We start from the raw sequence: 17,431 nt of genomic DNA, 5'->3' as shown, positions 1-17,431 counted from the left end.
CTTTTGATCCCCAGCGTTCTTATGATCCACAGAGAGTAGCAATGAAATTTCCTGGTAAACGTAAGTCAAAACACTACTTCCCTGTTAGCGCGCGTGACCCGCTATTACGTGATTCGATGCTGCAACACATGCAGCCGGAAAGCGAAGCGGGGGCATCTTATATTGTGGGTATTGACCAGACGATGGTGGATATCGAAGCCAAGGTGGATGAACATTTCGTTACGCGTTACGGGCTCAAAGCCGGTGAGTCGAGCGTTATTGATGATGATACCGCCGAAGCGCTTTATCAGGAGTTGATGGAAAAATTGCTGATCACGCATCAGTTTGCTGGCGGCACCATCGGCAATACCTTGCATAATTATTCGGTGCTAGCGGATGACCGCTCAGTGTTGCTTGGCGTGATGTGCAGCCATGTGCAGATTGGCAGTTACGCTTATCGCTATTTGTGCAACACCTCCAGCCGCGTTGATCTCAACTATTTGCAGGGCGTTGATGGCGCGATTGGCCGCTGTTTTACCCTGATAAGTGACAGCGGCGAACGCACCTTTGCTATCAGTCCGGGCCATATGAATAACCTGCGTCAGGAAAGCGTACCTGAAGAGGTGATCGCCGGAGCCTCGGCGCTGGTGTTGACCTCTTACCTGCTGCGTAGCGGCGAAGGTGAACCCATGCCCGAAGCCACGATGCAGGCCATCGCCTACGCTAAAAAATATCAGGTGCCGGTGGTGCTGACGCTGGGAACACAGTTTGTGATCGCAGAAAATCCGCAGGCGTGGCGTGATTTCATCCGCGATAACGTCTCGATTCTGGCGATGAATGAAGATGAAGGCTTCGCGCTGACCGGCCTGAAAGACCCGCTAATGGCGGCCGACAAAGCACTGGATTGGGTCGATTTAGTACTCTGCACTGCTGGGCCAAACGGGCTGTTTATGGCCAGCTATACCGAAGAAGAATTCAAACGAACCACACAGCATCCTCTGTTACCGGGTGCGATTGCAGAGTTTAACTTGTATGAATTCAGCCGCGCAATGCGCCGTGAAAGCTGCCAAACACCGCTGAAGATCTATTCGCATATCGCGCCCTATATGGGTGGGCCGGAGAAGATCATGAATACCAACGGGGCTGGGGATGGCGCACTCTCTGCGCTGTTACACGACATTGCTGCCAACGGTTTCCACCGCAGCAGTGTGCCGAACTCGAGCAAACATTCCCGCGAATATCTCACCTATTCGTCGTTGGCGCAGGTGTGTAAATACGCCAATCGGGTCAGTTATCAGGTGTTAAATCAGCATTCGCCACGCTTAACACGTGGGTTACCGGAGAGGGAAGATAGTCTTGAGGAGTCATACTGGGAGAGATGAGTTTGTTGGGGCGGCCCCAAACGCGTTTTTAGTTTAAGTTCAAGGTCAAAGTCGTGGGCGTGTCGGCCCACACCGACCAGAGACCCGCAGTTGCTCGGGTCTCACGTAGAGATAGGTATAAACCAAAAGGCGTAGCATGATGCTGCCGATAATGTAATACCGGCAGCAGGAGGCAGAAATTTCAAGACTGCTTTTGTTCGAGATTCGGCAGGAAGGCCGTCAGAATACCGAGGAGCGGCAGGAAGGCGCAGATCTGATAGACCAGCTCAATGCTGGTGCGGTCCGCGACATAGCCCAATACGGCTGCGCCAATCCCCCCCATACCAAACGCCAAACCGAAAAACAGCCCGGACACCATGCCGACTTTACCGGGGATAAGCTCTTGTGCGAAGACCAAGATGGCCGAGAACGCTGACGCAAGAATCACCCCAATAATCACACTCAATATGCTGGTCCACATGAGGTTGGCATGAGGGAGCAGCAGCGTGAAGGGGGCAACGCCGAGGATCGAAGCCCAAATCACATATTTGCGGCCAATCTTGTCGCCAACAGGTCCGCCAATGATGGTACCCGCTGCCACGGCGAACAGAAACACGAACAGGTGGATCTGCGCATTCTGAATCGACACACCGAATTTATGGATCAAGTAGAAGGTGTAATAACTGCTCAGACTGGTTAGATAGAAATATTTTGAGAACACCAGCACCAACAAAATACCCATCGACAGCACCACCGTTTGGCGTGGTAGCACCGTTACATTATTTGGGGCCGGTCCACGTTTTTTGATGATCTGCTGTTGCTGGCGATACCACTTGCTGACTTGCAGCAACACCACAATCCCCAGCAGCGCTGCCAGCGAGAACCAGGCCACGTTGCCTTTACCGTAAGGCGCAATAATCAGCGCTGCCAGTAAGGGGCCGAGCGAACTGCCGAAGTTGCCACCGACCTGGAATACCGACTGGGCCAGCCCATGGCGTCCGCCAGAGGCCATGCGTGCCACGCGAGAGGATTCAGGATGGAATATTGATGAACCGGTACCGACCAGCGCCGCGGCCAGCAGCACCAGTGGGAAGCTTTGCGCAACCGACAACAGCAACAGACCGGATAGCGTGAAGCCCATCCCAATAGGCAGAGAGTAAGGCTGCGGATGTTTATCCGTATAATAACCAATCAGCGGTTGTAACAGCGAGGCGGTGATCTGATAAGTCAACGTGATCATGCCAATCTGCGTAAAGCTGAGGGAGAACTCATTTTGCAGCAGCGGATAAATCGCGAGTATCAGTGACTGGATCATGTCATTAAGCAGATGCGAGACGCTGATGGCAGCCAGAATAGAGAAAGCAGTGCGTTTCGCTGCGCTCATCGGCGGCGGAGCGGGAATATCAGTACGGTCGGTCATTCAAGCGGCCTTTCTTCTTGTTGTAGGTTGTTGTCGGTTTTTGACGAAGATAGCGGAATGAGTCAGTCGATTTTTGCGATGTCAGCAAACTTTCCGCGTAGCAGGCTACAAAGATCGCTGGCGGCCAGTTCAATATCAAGCCCGCGTTTACCGCCGGATACAAAAATGGTGGCAAAGTCCTGCGCGGGGCTGTCGATCACCGTTGGCAGCAGTTTTTTTTGCCCGAGAGGGCTTATCCCACCCACCAGATATCCGGTCACCCGTTGGGCCAACTGTGGGTCTGCCATATCAGCTTTTTTGGCCCCCAGCGCTTTGGCGACTTTTTTCAGGTCCAACTGGGTGGCAACCGGCGTCACGGCGACGGCCAGTTTTTTGGCATCACCGTTAAGCGCAACCAATAACGTTTTATAAACCTGATGTGCATCCAGCCCGAGTTTTTTGACCACTTCATCGCCGAAATTGGTTTCATCACTACTGTGTTCATAGTGGTGGAGGCTGAAGGCGACCTGGTTTTTTTCCAATAAATTAACTGCGGGTGTCATGGCTGACCTCTGATAAAAGATCCCAATAAAAAAGCCACCGTTTCTTTCGCCGCGAAGAGTTTCCGGCGACTACGATGACTTAATCAATAGGAAAATAATAACCCTGCTCAATCTTCTGATAGTAAACAATAAAGGGGCTTTATTGAACTGGCTTAAATAGTAGTCCAATGAATGAGTGTTGCCAAGACCCAGTACAGATTGCTAACCTAAGGGCGCCGGCGCTGTGCCCTGAGAAGGGGTGGCGCTGAAGCTATAACTAATAAAAGAAATTTCTCTTTGACTGGCCAATAGAAATATTGGCCATTTTTTTATTCAATTTATTCTTCGAGCTGCCTCTGCGCTGACTTCGTTCACTCACCCTCGTCACTTATTGGATAACAGATCCGGCAGATTGCCTTCGCCATAAAGATGCAATGCACCGACCGCCACCACGTATTTCCCTGGTGGCAGGGCGTTCAGTTGCTGTTTCCAGCGCTGATTACGTTGGTGCATTAACACATCATACAACTCATTGCTGAATGTATTGGGCAACGGTTCCATTGCCTGGCTTGGTTGAGATTCCAGCCACCAGCTGATCATTGTTTGCAGCAGGCGCGCGTTGGTGTGCCAGTGGGTTAGGGTATCTTCGAGCAGTGTGCGGCCGTTTTCCGGTAGCTGTTGCAACAGGGCCAGTTGCTCTTGCGGGCCTTCGAGTTCAATCACTTCTTTCTGCTTTCCTCGTGCAGCTTGTAGCAACTGATAGTCAATGCCGTATTCGCCACGTAATCCCAGACGCTGAGCCTGTCCGGCCTGCAACATAAGCGCCACCTGCCAGCAAGGTAGCCGGTCCATACTATGCACCGAGGTACCAAGTTCATCGCACAAACTCTCGACCTGCTGGTGTTGCTGTTCGGTCAGTCTTTCGGCGAGTGGGGAGAGGTCATCGGTCTGACCAAAGGGGGAGTCGGTGCCGCTGATGTCAGCTTCGACAATCAACGCATCGGCCTGGGAAAGCCGTTTAAGCAAGATCTCAGGCAGCGGTTGCATGTCCATCGTGCCCATGTGAATACTGCCCACCAGATGCAGATGTCTATCACCGGAAAGCTGAATGTCGATGGCCGGATAGTGATATTCAGCGGGCGAAAGCAGACCCAGCCAGCGGGCAAGCTGGTAAAAAATATGTCCCATATGGCGTTGTCTCTGTCAATGAAAGAAGGGACATGCTAGCGCGTCATCGGTTCAGCGAACAGGGGGAAAGTCTTGATTTTTCTGCTGTAGCGTCAACAAAAGGTCTGCTTTGGCTGGCCGTCGGTCAGGATGCCAGTTCGGCGTGATACCCGGCTTCTTCAACCGCATCAATTAACTGCTGGCTACTGGCAGAACTTTGTACCACGGCTTTGCTCAGTTCTACGTCAACCTGCGTGGTGCCGGGAACGGCTTCCAGTGCTTTGCGGGTGGAAGCCACGCAATGTCCGCAGGTTAAACCTTCAAGATTCAAAATAGTGGTCGTCATGGTGTTGCCCTCATCATTATTGTTGTGGCAGGTTGGCTTTTTTAGATTCAGTAAGCAGGATAAACCTTCCTCTCAGGTGAAGGTCAACTAAATATTATGCTGATATAAAATATCCAGATGCGGAGTACTATGCCGTGTACCATTGGGTGAAATAAAAAGTTCATAGATGTATCAAAAACAATAAAGTTGAAACTAAAAATTATATTAATGCTAGTCATATTTATAATGTGATATATATCTTCTCATCTTTTCTAATGGGATGCATTGAGATGAAATTCATATATTTTATAATGCCTGTTATGTTACTCCTAAGTATCCATGCTGACGCGGGAATGAGTAAGGTTATTAACGCGACTTCCCCGGAAAATATAAAGTTAGTTAAAATATTTTACACGGGCGCGATTACGGAAAATAAAATAATTTCTCTGGCTAACGTGATCGATGAGATAGAGCAAAAGTACAAATCTACTCAGCTCATCTACCTCTACATAAACAGTAGTGGTGGTGATATGGATAGCGGTAAAATTGGACTTAAGTTAGTTAAGGACTCACCCATTCCGATAACCACAGTCAATCTATCTAGTGTTGAATCCTCTGCAACGATGATTTTTTGTGGCGCAAAAAACAGACTAATCATGGATGATACAACCTTTTTACTTCACGCGCCTAAATTAGGTCACTCCTTAAATAATTCCTCAGAAGTAAATATCGATCAAGCAGTCGAGAGGCTAAAAATTTACAGGGATATGTTCAAGAAGACTTATCGGCAATGTACCAATTTAACCGACGCTCAAATAGATAAAATAACTTACAGTGAAGATGCGCATGAGATTTTAAATAACAAAGAAGCGCTGGCGATAGGTCTCGCAACGGGTGAAACAGAAAAAATAGAGCGAACCGATGCCGCCTATTATATTTATGATGGAAATAGTAAATAATAACGTTTAATTTCTTTTTCAATAAAATCTTTAAAAGACAATGCAGCAACAAATCACGCGTATTGTTCTGATCGGTTGGCCTTTCCCGTTTCCTACTGTAGGATAAACCTTCCATCAAAGTGAAGGTTGTTAAAGGGCAGAATGAATATCAGCGATGTGGCAAAAAAAACCGGGCTGACCAGCAAAGCGATCCGTTTCTATGAGGAAAAAGGACTGATCACCGTGCCGATGCGAAGCGGGAACGGCTATCGTAGTTATGCCCCCAAACATATCGAAGAACTGACCTTACTGCGCCAGGCTCGACTGGTGGGTTTTTCGCTGGAAGAGTGTCAGGAACTGGTAGCGTTATTCCACAACCCTGATCGCCACAGTGCGGATGTCAAAGCGCGGACGCTTAAGAAGGCCGCCGAGATAGCACGGCACATCGAAGAGCTGAAAGAAATGCATCAACGCCTGATGACGCTGGCGGAGTCTTGCCCGGGAGATGAAGGCGCGAATTGTCCCATCATCGACAATCTCAGCGGCGGTTGCCATTCCTCCTCTTCATCATTATTGAAAGCGCAGCAGCGTTAGAAGACATTTAGCTATTTTGAGCTCTATGGTAAAGCGCTGCCTACAATATTTCGCAACTTAAAATTTCGCAACTTAAAAATCAATTAACATGTCGACAAACAGAAACTCTATTTCTACCAATATGCAAGATTTGAACTTAAAGTGGAAACTTCCAGTGTGTTCTTTTGAACAGTATATATGGCCACGAACCAATTAACGGCAGTGACCACCACGCTAAAGAAAGAAAGCAGTAAAATTAAAATAGCCAAATTGAATCGCCAAAAAGATAAAAGTTTATTAGATGTACTCCTCCTTAACGTCATGGATAACATTTTAATTTCCTTTCACTCTTATCTTCAGTTGGTTAAATTATATACCAAAATTCCGAAGAGACATCATGCCATTGCCAGGTTAAATGAGGTTGGTAAACACTTAAAATTCATCAGTAATGCTTAAAATATAAAAATCATCAATGCCCGAATGCTATTAGAGTAACGCAGGAAGCATTTGAAACTCACCATATTGAACTTACAACTATCTATATATAGATATTCATCTGTGTCTGAACGAGAGATTAGGCCAATGATGGCATTCCTCACTTCACAGCACGGTGAGTCTACATTGCATACGCTATAGAGAGAGAGTATATATAGCATATGCCAATAAGGAGCTCCCATGGCGAGACCCAAGATTCCACGTAACATCTGTGGCCATCCTGCAGAGAGTTGTTTCAAACCTAACGGCCGGCCAATGAGCCAACTTGAGCAGGTTTGTCTTAATGAAGATGAGTTTGAGGCATTGCGCTTAGTCGATTTACTGGGTATGCAGCAGCAAGAAGCGGCTTTGGAAATGGGGGTTTCCCGGCAGACGCTAGCCAATGTCCTGAAAGCAGCCCGTTTTAAGGTTGTGGACTGCCTCACACAGGGCAAAGCGCTAATGATGCACCTTGAGGACGACGGAGTTAAAAAATATGATCACTGCCATTCCAATGAATAATGATCGAGTCGCAAATCATTTTACCAAAGCCAGCTGTTTGGTCTTTCTGGATGAGCGAGGCGTTGAGATCAATCGTGTTGAGAATCCCGCACGAGAAGCGAGTTGTGCAGGTAAAAAGAAAATGATCGACTTGCTGTCTGAGCAGAAGGTTAACCAGGTTGTTGTTCGTAATATTGGTGAGCGGATGCTTGGAAAATTATTAACAGGCCAGTTTGCTGTGTATCAGACTGATTGCACCAGTCTTTCGGTGAACACACTGCATGACCCGCTTACCAATGGGTTTGTGCAGCTTCATCAAGCCAGCCAGGGTCGCCAATCATTGAAGCACGAAGCGAAAAATAAATCCTGCGGTGGTTGTGGTGCTGAAGGGAACGTTTCTGAGAAGCTTTGTTGCCAGTCAGGTATTCAGCCTCATGAGGGAAAAGGTCACTGCTGTCGTTCCTGAGTAGATTTCGCATGTACTATTGCCTCTGACAAGATGCATGTGAGACAGGTACCGGGTGCGGTGAAGGGAGTCTCCGCTGAGTCGAAAACAGAAGGCGGTAGGTAGTGTGAGCTGGCCGCTAAGTAGGCTAAGTAGGAATGTATGAGCATTTATCTCAATGCCAGAAAGCACCATACTCATTGTATGGTGTGTGGATCGCGCGACAACAATCCTGATTCGTTGGAACTGTTATTCTCACAACAACTGGATGGATCCGTAGGTGCATCCTATGTGGTGGATCAGAAGCACCAAGGCTATAAAGGTCTTTTGCATGGCGGCATGACGAGCACTTTACTCGATGCAGCGATGACACATTGCTTGTTTATGCAGGGAATTGAGGCGCTGACAGCTGAATTAACCGTTCGGTTTATTTGCCCCATAAGAGTGGGCCAGCACCTCAGGGTGTTTGCCAGGCTACTCGGACAGCGTCGGGGATTCTATCAACTTGAGGCTTGGTTAACTAATGAACAACAGCAAGTGGCACGAGCTTCTGCCAAATTCATCGTTCCAGCCTAAGAGAACATACCACAGGGTTGGCAAGACACTGTTTACCTGAATAAAAGACCAAATCAAGCTGGCTTTTTGCGGGAGGAGTCTCAGGATGGGTGGTGTTATTCCACCATTCTGAGCACCACAGTACGAACAGCAAAGTGCCGATGACTGGATAAGGCCGCCGAGATTGCGCGGCACATCGGAGAACTGCAAGAGATCTATCAACGACTGCTGACGTTGGGGCGTCTTAGCCGGGAAATGAAGAGGCGAATTGCCCCGTCATTGAAAGCGCAGCAGCGTTAGTCTGTTATCTTTTTGTGGGTTCGACCCGCAAAGTAATACCTTCGACGTGAGTGATCACCACGTCATCACCGACGTTTAATCGTGCGGTGCTGGTGATTCGCCAGGTGCTGTCGCCAATACGTACTCGGCTGTAGCCGTTACTCATGGGTTCAAGCACAGTCGCGTGCATACCCACCATCTGCTGCCCGCGCTGGTTGAGTGAACTGTTCTGCGGATCGGATTGCTGTCGACGGCTAAGCCACCGCCACCACAGCCATGCGGCCACCATGGTTAGCACAGCAAAGCACAGGCCTTGCCATTCCCACGATAGTGGCAGCACCCAAGTCAGCAAACCCACCAACGCGGCTGCAATACCACTCCACAGCAAATAACCGCTCGCACCGAGCAGTTCAGCTGCCAGCAACAGGCCGCCGAGTGACAACCAGAAAAGGTGCGGGCTTGCTATAAGCTGTTGCAGCATTATTTGCCGCCTTTGGTTTCTTTCAGTAATTCAGCGATACCGCCAATCGAGCCCATCAGGCTGCTGGCATCCAGTGGCATCATGATCACTTTGCTATTGTTAGCTGAGCCAATTTTGGTCAGTGCATCGGTATATTTCTGCGCCACAAAGTAGTTGATCGCCTGAACGTTGCCAGCCTCGATGGCTTCAGAAACCATTTTAGTGGCCTGGGCTTCGGCTTCGGCCGCACGCTCGCGGGCTTCAGCCTGTAAAAATGCGGATTGACGCTCACCTTCAGCCTTTAGGATTTGTGACTGCTTTTCACCCTCCGCACGCAAAATAGCGGACTGACGCACACCTTCGGCTTCCAGAATATCAGCACGCTTGGTACGTTCAGCTTTCATCTGTGCGTTCATCGCAGAGATCAGTTCAGCGGGGGGACGCACGTCACGAATCTCAATACGGGTGATCTTCACGCCCCACGGGTTGGTCGCTTCATCGACAATGTGCAGTAGGCGGGCGTTGATGTTATCGCGCTGAGAAAGCATTTCGTCGAGTTCCATCGAGCCCAGTACGGTACGGAAGTTCGTCATGGTCAGGTTAACAATGGCCTGCTCCAGGTTACTGACTTCATACGCGGCACGTGCAGGATCGATCACCTGGATAAAGCATACGGCATCAATGGCAACATTGGCGTTGTCACGAGAGATGATTTCCTGAGAAGGGATATCCAGCACTTGCTCCATCATGTTGATTTTGCGGCCTACGCGGTCAACAAAAGGTATCACCAGATTCAGGCCCGGCATGAGCGTTTTGGTGTAACGGCCAAACCGCTCGACAGTCCACTGAAAGCCCTGTGGCACAATTTTGACACCGGCAAATACGACCAGCAGTGCGAGAACAATAAGGATGGGAATAACGGTAAGCATGATATGGAACTCCTGTAATTCGATGTCCTGGGCGTTTTTCTGCATATTTTGCAGAAAAAACATATTCCAGTAAGCAAAAGGACAGACTTTGCTCAGCGGGATTGTCGCACAGTTCGACCCGAAGTCGTATTGATTAAGGATAGTTCAGCGAGGGGAAATAATACGGTGTGAAAGAAAACAACGCGGCGGTTCAGTGAGGAACCGCCGCTGGAGAGTCAGTATAGCAGTGAGTAAAGCTGGCGGCGGTATTTAGCTGCCAGCGCATCTCCGGTGCCTAGGGCAGCGAGAATATCCATCAGCGTTTTGCGGGCTGTACCGTTGGCCGCGCCGAGATCTTTCTTTAGCGGAACCATCAGCAGTTCCAATGCCTCTTCATTACGCCCGACTGCGTGGAGTTGCAGGCTGAGTTTAACTGCCAGTTCGATGTTCTCTGGCTCCTGTAGTAATTGCTGCTGCAGTTGCTGGATCTCCGGAGTATCGGCTGCCTGTTTCAGTAACTCGATTTGCGCCACCAGACCCTGATAGCGGGAGTCTTTATCCTGCAAAGGAATGGTTGCCAGCACCGCTTCTGCATCTTCGCTACGGTTAAGTTGAATCTGGACGTCCGCCAGCATTAGGCCGATGTCGCTGCGCTGATGACTCAACTGCCATGCCTCTTTCAGCAGCGGCAGAGCGGCGGTGAGATCGCCGGCTTCAATCAATTCCTGCGCCTGAGCGACTTTCAGTTCTTCTTCTTTCGGCAGGACTTTATGCAGCAGTTCACGGATCGTTTCTTCTGGCTGCGGTCCCTGGAAACCGTCCACCGGCTGGCCGTCTTTAAACAAGTACACCGCGGGAATGGAGCGCAGGCCAAATTGTTGGGCGATGGCCGGTTCTGCATCACAGTCGACTTTGGCCAGGATCAGCTGTCCGGCATATTCAGCCGCCAGTCGATCGAGGATCGGCCCGAGTTCCAGGCAGTGCTGGCTGCGCTCAGACCAGAAATAGAACATCACCGGCAGCGACATGGATTGTTCCAGCGTCTGGTGCAGGTTGGTTTCGTTGATATTGATAATTGAAGGTTGTGCAAGCATGAATTAGGTTCTCTTATTTCTGACGCAACGGTATGAGTATATAGGTTTAAATGGGGGCAGCTTTTGTCGCTTCAACCCCCAGAAACCGTGGCGTTAACTATTACCACGCAGCAATTTATCTAGCAGGCGGCCGGGCAACAGGCGTTTAAGTATCGACAATGCGTGAGCGACCAAGGTGACGGGATAGCGCAGACGGGCTTGTCGACTTTCTAAAGCATGGTGCAATTTTGGCAATACTGCCTCTGGTTTGAGGGTAAAACGCTGGGCAATACCGGGATTGTTAACCGGTTTATCGGCTTGTGACTGATTCACGTTTTGGGTGAAATTACTGCTTAGCGGCCCTGGTTCAATCAGGCTGACCTGAATGCCGGTGCCGTGCAGCTCCATGCGCAGCGTGTCAGACCAGGCCTCCAGTGCATACTTGCTGGCGGCATAAGCGCCTCGGCCCGGCGTGCTGACCAGTCCCATCACCGAGCTGGTTTGAATAATGCGGCCTTCGCCGTGCGCCAGCATGGCCGGTAAAAGCAACTGTGTTAGCTGGTGGGTGCCGAATAAGTTGCTGGAAAATTGTTGCTCGAATTGTTCACGGCTGACCGTATGCAGCGGGCCGTAAACACCGTAACCGGCATTGTTGAACAGACCGTAAAGGCGGTTGCCAGTCAGTGTCAACACTTCAGCTGCGGCGCGGGCTACGCTCTGTTTGTCATCCAGATCCAGCTCAATGGTTTCAAAGCCCAACTGACGCAGGTTTTCAATATCCTGCATTTTACGGCAGGCAGCCAGGACGCGGTAACCCCGGTTACGTAAATCCTGTGCGGCGACCAAGCCAATACCGCTGGAGCAGCCGGTGATCAATACTGCTTTTTGCATAACTTTACCTGTCAGAAGCCCCTATTTTTCAGGACTGTGGTTTACTTAGAGTTTGGTCCGGTTTGACTAACGGTGCCAGTTTGTCCGCCATCCAGTCGGCGATAAATGACTGGGCGGCCTGGGCGGGATGTAAACCGTCGTCCTGCATCCATTCCGGTTTCAGCGCAACCTGCTCCATAAAGAAGGGCACCAGCGGAATATTGTTTTGCTTTGCCAGCGCAGGGTAAATCGCATAAAACGCTTCAGTATAACGGCGGCCATAGTTCGGAGGCAGGCGGATTTGCATTAGCAAAGGTTGAGCGTCAGCCTGTTTCACTAATTTTATTATCTGGGTCAGCGTCTGAGAAATGCCCGATGGCGCAAAACCGCGCAAACCGTCGTTGGCCCCGAGTTCAATTAACACCCAGCGCGGATGATGCTGTTTCAGCAGCGCTGGTAGCCGTGTCAGCCCCTGTTCGGCGGTATCACCGCTGATGCTGGCATTAACAATGCTCGGCTTACCCTTCTCATCCTGCCACTTTTTATTGAGCAGAGATGGCCATGAACTGTCGATAGGCAGGCGGTAAACCGCGCTTAGACTATCACCTATAATCAGCAAGTTCTCAGCCGCAGCGGCCCGGAAACTCGCTGCCGTAGTGACCAGCATTGATACAAGTAAAAGGAAAGGAAGATGCCAGCGGGAAACGTTCTTGAAGTTCATCATCTTAGTAAATACGTCGGCCAGGGTGAAAGTCAGCTAACTATCCTCTCCGGTGTGGAGCTGGTTGTCAAACCGGCGCAAACTATCGCGCTGATTGGCGAGTCCGGTTCGGGTAAATCAACGCTGCTTGGGATCCTCGCTGGTCTTGATGACGGTACCGGAGGCGATGTAAAACTGCTGGGACAGTCGCTGACCAACATGGACGAAGAAGGGCGCGCCGCGCTGCGAGCCAGAAACGTCGGTTTTGTCTTTCAATCCTTTATGCTGGTGCCGACGCTGAACGCGCTGGAAAACGTCCAGCTTCCTGCTCTGCTGCGTGGCGAATCTGACGCCAGCAGCCGCGCGCAGGCCGTGCAGTTGCTGCAACAGCTGGGGTTGGGCGAACGTCAGCATCATCTGCCTGCGCAGCTCTCAGGCGGTGAACAGCAGCGTGTCGCGCTGGCCCGTGCATTCATTGGCAAACCCAAATTGCTGTTCGCCGATGAACCGACGGGTAATTTGGACCGCACCACCGGTGAGCGCATCGTTGATCTGCTTTTCTCGCTCAACCGGGACGCTGGCACTACGCTGATTTTGGTCACCCATGATGAACAACTGGCGGCTCTCTGTCAGCGTCGCCTGCGTCTGCGTGATGGAAAATTATGGGAGGAAGCATGATCTGGCGCTGGTTCTGGCGTGAGTGGCGACAACCGTCACTGCTGATTGTCTGGTTGGCGCTGACGCTGGCAGTGTCATGCGTTCTGGCACTTGGTAGCATCAGTGATCGGATGGAAAAAGGGCTAAGTCAGCAAAGCCGCGACTTTATTGCCGCCGACCGTGTGCTGCGCTCCGCCCGCCCGATCACTGATGCCTGGCTGCAGGACGCCGGGGCTCAGGGGTTGAAAGTCAGCCGCCAGTTGAGCTTTATGACCATGACCTTTGCCGGAGACACCCCGCAGTTGGCGGATGTGAAAGCCACGGATCTGGTTTATCCGCTGTATGGTAACTTGCAAACCCAGCCGCCGGGCGTTAAGCCTGAGCCCGGCACGGTGCTGGCCGCGCCACGCTTAATGGCGCTGCTGAACGTCAAAGTGGGTGACAATCTTGAGATCGGTGATGCCACGCTGAAAATTGCCGGTGAAATTATTCAAGAGCCGGACTCGGGTTTTAACCCGTTCCAAACCGCGCCGCGTGTGATTATGAACCTGGTTGACGTGCCAAAAACTGGCGCGATCCAGCCCGGTAGTCGCGTCACTTACCGTTATATGTTTGCCGGAACACCGGAAAACATTAAAGCTTACGGCGATGCCATTAAAGGGCTGCTGAGACCTGACCAACGCTGGTACGGCATGGATGATTCGGAAGGGGCGCTGGGCAAATCTCTGCAACGTTCTCAACAGTTCTTGTTGCTGTCCGCATTGCTGACACTGATGCTGTCAATCGCCGCTGTCGCCGTCGCTATGGGGCATTACTGCCGCAGCCGCTACGACTTAGTGGCGGTACTCAAAACCCTCGGTGCCGGTAAAAAAGCGCTGCAAAGGCTGATCATCGGCCAGTGGTTATCTGTGCTGCTGCTGGCGGCGGTGTGTGGCAGTATCATTGGGCTGCTGTTTGAAGCCTTATTGATGAAAATGCTGGTACCAGTGTTACCTGCGGTCTTGCCACCGTCGGGTATTTGGCCGTGGGTCTGGTCGATGGGTTCGCTGGTGGTGATTTCACTGCTGGTAGGGGCGCGGCCTTACAAACAGCTGTTGGCCACCCAGCCACTGCGGGTTTTGCGTAAGGACGTGGTGGCTAATGTCTGGCCGCTGCGCTGGTTTATTCCTGTGATGCTGGTGATTGTGGTGGGGCTGCTGGCGGCGTTGGTCGGCGGGAGTACGCTGCTGTGGTCACTGCTGGTCGGTGTGGTCGTGCTGTCGCTGCTGCTCGGTGCTATTGGCTGGGGCAGTCTGTTGCTGCTGCGGCGAGTCACCATTGGCAAGCTACCGCTGCGTCTGGCGATCAACCGTCTGGTGCGCCAACCATGGGTGACACTCAGCCAACTGGCGGCGTTCTCCATGTCATTTATGCTGCTCGCTTTGTTGCTGGTGCTGCGTGTCGATCTGCTCGACCGCTGGGAGCAGCAGTTGCCGCCGGACAGCCCAAACTACTTCCTGCTGAACATCACCAAAGATCAGGTGCCACCGGTGACCGACTTCCTGCGCCAGCATCAGACTGAGCCGGAAACCTTCTACCCGATTGTTCGTGTCAGACTGACCAAGATAAACCAGCAAAATGCGACCGACATCATCAAACCGGATGACGCGGCCGGTGAGGCCGTCAACCGTGAGCTGAATTTGACCTGGATGCAGGGATTGCCAGATCACAACCCACTGGTGGCGGGCAATGGGCCACCGCAGGCGGGTGAAGTCTCGTTAGACGACGGGCTGGCAGGGCGGCTTGGCGTGAAAATCGGCGATACGCTGACCTTCAGCGGTGATACTCAAGAGTTCAATGCCAAAATCTCCAGCCTGCGTAAAGTGGACTGGGACAGCCTGCGACCCAATTTCTACTTTATCTTCCCGCCGGGCGCGCTGGATGCCCAGCCGCAAAGCTGGCTGACCAGTTTCCGTTATCATGGTGACGGAAAAACGATTACCCAGCTTAACCGCCAGTTCCCGACGCTCAGTCTGCTCGACATCGGAACCATACTCGAACAGGTCGGACAGGTGTTGCAGCAGGTGAGTCGTGCGCTGGAAGTGATGGTGATTCTGGTGATGCTGTGCGGCGGTTTATTGCTGTTGGCGCAAATCCAGGTGGGAATGCGTCAGCGTCGTCAGGAGTTGATCGTCTACCGTACGCTGGGTGCCAGTAAAAAACTGTTACGTAGCACACTGTGGTGTGAGTTCGCCGTACTGGGGCTGGTTGCCGGTATCGCTGCCGCCGTCGGTGCCGAAGCTTCACTGTGGATACTGCAACGTAAGGTATTCGATTTCCCGTGGGAGCCAAATCTGGTCCTGTGGTGGTCGGTGCCGCTGTTCAGCGCGCTGCTGCTATCATTGTGCGGCGGTTGGATGGGGGTGCGGTTGCTGCGGGGAAGGGCGCTATTCCGGGGATATAACGGATAATGTTTGTGCGCCAGAGATACAGGAAGCATGCGAAGTGTTGGGCATTCCACCGGGAACCTATCACTTCACTTTCCCTAAAATTTGACGTCAGTATTGCTGTAAATTTGCAAACAGTGGGTGTATTGGAATAAGAAAAAGGCTGTTAGCGGCCGCCCAAATTGGGCGGCCGCAGGACACATTAAACGAGTTTGCTCATCGCCCATTCGATACCGCTTTTGTACTCTGGCGGCAGCATAGGGACTAAAGCGTTCAACGTCTCTTTCAGTAACGTTGGGCTGGGGTCATTCAGATTCAGATGGCCGACCTTGCGGCCTTCACGCACCTCTTTCTGATACCAGTGTAAATTCACCAGCGGCAGACTCAGCCACTTGGTTGAGATATCCGTTCCGATCAGATTGACCATTACCGACGGCGTACTGACCACCGGTTTCGGCAAGGGTAGATTGAGGATGGCGCGAAGATGCATCTCGAACTGGCTGTAGGAGGCACCGTTTTGTGTCCAGTGCCCGCTGTTGTGGACGCGCGGTGCCAGTTCATTGATCAGTAAACCTTCGCTGACTACAAAGCATTCCATCGCCATCACGCCAACATAATTCAGCTCATTGAGGATGGTCGACAACATACTTTCGGCCTGCTGTTGCAGCGCGGCATCCTGCGTGGGTAGCGCGACGCTGGTGCGCAGAATACCGTCCTGATGCAGGTTGTGAGTCAGCGGATAAAACACCGTCTGGCCGTCGTGGCCACGCGCGCCAACCAGTGATACTTCGCCAGAAAAATTGATGCCCTGTTCAACGATACACTCGCCGTAGCACTCTTCCGGCAAGGTGTCTTCTTCGCCGGGACGCAAGCGCCACTGGCCACGGCCATCGTAACCACCGACGCGGCGCTTCACAATCGCCAGGTCGCCGAGCTGAGCGAAGAGCGGCGGCCACTCGCTGGCATCGGCCAGTAATTGCCACGGTGCCGTCGCCAGACCGAGCTGGTCGAGCAGCTGTTTTTGCGTCAGGCGGTCGGCCAAACGCGGGAAAATATCACGGTTCACAAAGCCTTTATGCGTCGCCAGTTCGCGTGTCAGTGCGGTTTCTGGCCAGCGCTCAATCTCAGCGGTGATCACGCTCTGATGAAAAGGCACCGCCTCAGGTTCCGCATCAAGGCCGATCGGATAAACGGCAATACCTAAGGGTTCTCCGGCCTGACGCAGCATTCTGCCTAACTGACCGTTACCGAGTACGCAAACTGGCTTCATGCTTCCTCCCGGGGATCGGGATTATTCAGCACTTCATCCGTTTGCGCCTTGCGCCACGCCGCCAGACTTTTGCCAATCTCTGCGTCGTGCAGCGCCAGAATCTGTGCCGCCAGCAGGGCGGCATTCGCTGCACCGGCTTTACCGATAGCCAGCGTACCGACTGGAATGCCGCGCGGCATCTGGACGATAGAATACAAGCTATCCACACCGCTTAGGGCTGCGCTTTGTACCGGTACGCCGAGCACTGGCACCAGCGTTTTCGCTGCCAGCATGCCAGGTAAATGGGCTGCGCCGCCCGCGCCTGCGATAATCACATCTAAACCGTTTCCTGACGCCTGTTCGGCAAAACTGAACAGTTTATCTGGCGTGCGGTGAGCGGAAACAACTTCGACATGGAAAGGAATATTCAGCGTTGTGAGAACCTCGGCGGCGAACTGCATGGTCGCCCAGTCACTTTTAGACCCCATAACGATGGCGATTTTTGCCGGGGTAACGTTGGATGACATGTCTGTAAAGCTCCTGTGATTAA

The 17,431-nt window shown here is 51.8% G+C and carries 19 protein-coding genes; 8 read left to right on the top strand and 11 right to left on the bottom strand.

Going from position 1 to position 17,431, the window contains the following annotated elements; genetic code table 11:
• Nucleotides 1–41: 41 nt before the first annotated feature.
• Complete coding sequence (locus IEV89_RS14735; RefSeq protein WP_188474287.1) at nt 42–1,361, top strand: inosine/guanosine kinase; 1,320 nt, start codon at nt 42–44, stop codon at nt 1,359–1,361.
• A gap of 181 nt (nt 1,362–1,542) precedes the next feature.
• Here IEV89_RS14735 and IEV89_RS14730 read toward each other — a convergent pair whose 3' ends face one another.
• The 4 genes from IEV89_RS14730 to IEV89_RS14715 form a co-directional block, all read right to left on the bottom strand.
• Nucleotides 1,543–2,760: an MFS transporter gene (locus IEV89_RS14730; protein WP_188474286.1), complete on the bottom strand. Its 1,218-nt coding sequence runs from the start codon at nt 2,758–2,760 to the stop codon at nt 1,543–1,545.
• A gap of 62 nt (nt 2,761–2,822) precedes the next feature.
• Complete coding sequence (gene ybaK, locus IEV89_RS14725) at nt 2,823–3,302, bottom strand: Cys-tRNA(Pro)/Cys-tRNA(Cys) deacylase YbaK (protein ID WP_188474285.1); 480 nt, start codon at nt 3,300–3,302, stop codon at nt 2,823–2,825.
• 363 nt (nt 3,303–3,665) lie between these two features.
• Nucleotides 3,666–4,469, bottom strand: coding sequence for a TraB/GumN family protein (locus IEV89_RS14720; RefSeq protein ID WP_188474284.1), 804 nt, complete (start codon nt 4,467–4,469; stop codon nt 3,666–3,668).
• 124 nt (nt 4,470–4,593) lie between these two features.
• Complete coding sequence (locus IEV89_RS14715; RefSeq protein ID WP_188474283.1) at nt 4,594–4,794, bottom strand: cation transporter; 201 nt, start codon at nt 4,792–4,794, stop codon at nt 4,594–4,596.
• A 332-nt stretch (nt 4,795–5,126) separates the two neighbouring features.
• Between IEV89_RS14715 and IEV89_RS14710 the strand changes: the two genes are divergently transcribed.
• The 5 genes from IEV89_RS14710 to IEV89_RS14690 all read left to right on the top strand — a co-directional run bounded on the left by IEV89_RS14710 (nt 5,127) and on the right by IEV89_RS14690 (nt 8,280).
• Complete coding sequence (locus tag IEV89_RS14710) at nt 5,127–5,732, top strand: ATP-dependent Clp protease proteolytic subunit (protein WP_229746488.1); 606 nt, start codon at nt 5,127–5,129, stop codon at nt 5,730–5,732.
• Nucleotides 5,733–5,873: 141 nt separating this feature from the next.
• A complete protein-coding gene (gene cueR / locus IEV89_RS14705; protein ID WP_188474281.1) occupies nt 5,874–6,305 on the top strand; it encodes a Cu(I)-responsive transcriptional regulator in 432 nt (143 codons plus the stop codon).
• A 654-nt stretch (nt 6,306–6,959) separates the two neighbouring features.
• Nucleotides 6,960–7,280, top strand: a complete 321-nt coding sequence (locus IEV89_RS14700) for a DUF134 domain-containing protein (RefSeq protein ID WP_188474280.1) — start codon at nt 6,960–6,962, stop codon at nt 7,278–7,280.
• Entirely contained in the window at nt 7,255–7,725 is a 471-nt protein-coding gene (locus IEV89_RS14695; RefSeq protein WP_188474279.1) for a NifB/NifX family molybdenum-iron cluster-binding protein, read from the top strand. Before IEV89_RS14700 ends, IEV89_RS14695 begins: the two co-directional genes overlap by 26 nt.
• Before the next feature lie 141 nt (nt 7,726–7,866).
• Nucleotides 7,867–8,280, top strand: a complete 414-nt coding sequence (locus IEV89_RS14690; protein WP_188474278.1) for a PaaI family thioesterase — start codon at nt 7,867–7,869, stop codon at nt 8,278–8,280.
• Nucleotides 8,281–8,563: 283 nt separating this feature from the next.
• On the opposite strand, the gene IEV89_RS14685 is transcribed toward IEV89_RS14690, so the two are convergent.
• The 5 genes from IEV89_RS14685 to tesA form a co-directional block, all read right to left on the bottom strand.
• Nucleotides 8,564–9,019, bottom strand: a complete 456-nt coding sequence (locus tag IEV89_RS14685; RefSeq protein ID WP_188474277.1) for an NfeD family protein — start codon at nt 9,017–9,019, stop codon at nt 8,564–8,566.
• Nucleotides 9,019–9,927, bottom strand: a complete 909-nt coding sequence (locus tag IEV89_RS14680) for an SPFH domain-containing protein (RefSeq protein WP_188474276.1) — start codon at nt 9,925–9,927, stop codon at nt 9,019–9,021. The genes IEV89_RS14685 and IEV89_RS14680 overlap by 1 nt, the downstream gene beginning before the upstream one ends.
• A gap of 215 nt (nt 9,928–10,142) precedes the next feature.
• Complete coding sequence (locus tag IEV89_RS14675; RefSeq protein ID WP_188474275.1) at nt 10,143–11,000, bottom strand: co-chaperone YbbN; 858 nt, start codon at nt 10,998–11,000, stop codon at nt 10,143–10,145.
• 93 nt (nt 11,001–11,093) lie between these two features.
• Nucleotides 11,094–11,870 (bottom strand): SDR family oxidoreductase, encoded by a 777-nt coding sequence (locus tag IEV89_RS14670; RefSeq protein WP_188474274.1) that lies wholly within the window; start codon nt 11,868–11,870, stop codon nt 11,094–11,096.
• A 28-nt stretch (nt 11,871–11,898) separates the two neighbouring features.
• Nucleotides 11,899–12,570: a multifunctional acyl-CoA thioesterase I/protease I/lysophospholipase L1 gene (gene tesA / locus IEV89_RS14665; RefSeq protein ID WP_188474470.1), complete on the bottom strand. Its 672-nt coding sequence runs from the start codon at nt 12,568–12,570 to the stop codon at nt 11,899–11,901.
• Between tesA and ybbA the strand changes: the two genes are divergently transcribed.
• Together ybbA and ybbP are read left to right on the top strand one after the other, a co-directional pair.
• Nucleotides 12,541–13,227, top strand: coding sequence for a putative ABC transporter ATP-binding protein YbbA (gene ybbA / locus IEV89_RS14660; protein WP_188474273.1), 687 nt, complete (start codon nt 12,541–12,543; stop codon nt 13,225–13,227). The two genes, tesA and ybbA, sit on opposite strands and share 30 nt — an antisense overlap.
• Nucleotides 13,224–15,656, top strand: coding sequence for a putative ABC transporter permease subunit YbbP (ybbP, locus tag IEV89_RS14655; RefSeq protein WP_188474471.1), 2,433 nt, complete (start codon nt 13,224–13,226; stop codon nt 15,654–15,656). Before ybbA ends, ybbP begins: the two co-directional genes overlap by 4 nt.
• 178 nt (nt 15,657–15,834) lie before the next feature.
• Here ybbP and purK read toward each other — a convergent pair whose 3' ends face one another.
• Nucleotides 15,835–16,902 carry a 5-(carboxyamino)imidazole ribonucleotide synthase gene (gene purK / locus IEV89_RS14650; protein ID WP_188474272.1) on the bottom strand — a complete coding sequence of 356 codons (1,068 nt, stop codon included), beginning with the start codon at nt 16,900–16,902 and terminating at the stop codon, nt 15,835–15,837.
• Nucleotides 16,899–17,408 carry a 5-(carboxyamino)imidazole ribonucleotide mutase gene (purE, locus tag IEV89_RS14645; RefSeq protein ID WP_188474271.1) on the bottom strand — a complete coding sequence of 170 codons (510 nt, stop codon included), beginning with the start codon at nt 17,406–17,408 and terminating at the stop codon, nt 16,899–16,901. Before purE ends, purK begins: the two co-directional genes overlap by 4 nt.
• Nucleotides 17,409–17,431 lie beyond the last annotated feature (23 nt).

The sequence above is a fragment of the Hafnia psychrotolerans genome, assembly GCF_014639435.1.
Classification (GTDB): domain Bacteria; phylum Pseudomonadota; class Gammaproteobacteria; order Enterobacterales; family Enterobacteriaceae; genus Ewingella; species Ewingella psychrotolerans.
Note: the sequence above shows the minus strand (reverse complement) of the source record. Positions and strands in the feature narration are given on the sequence as shown.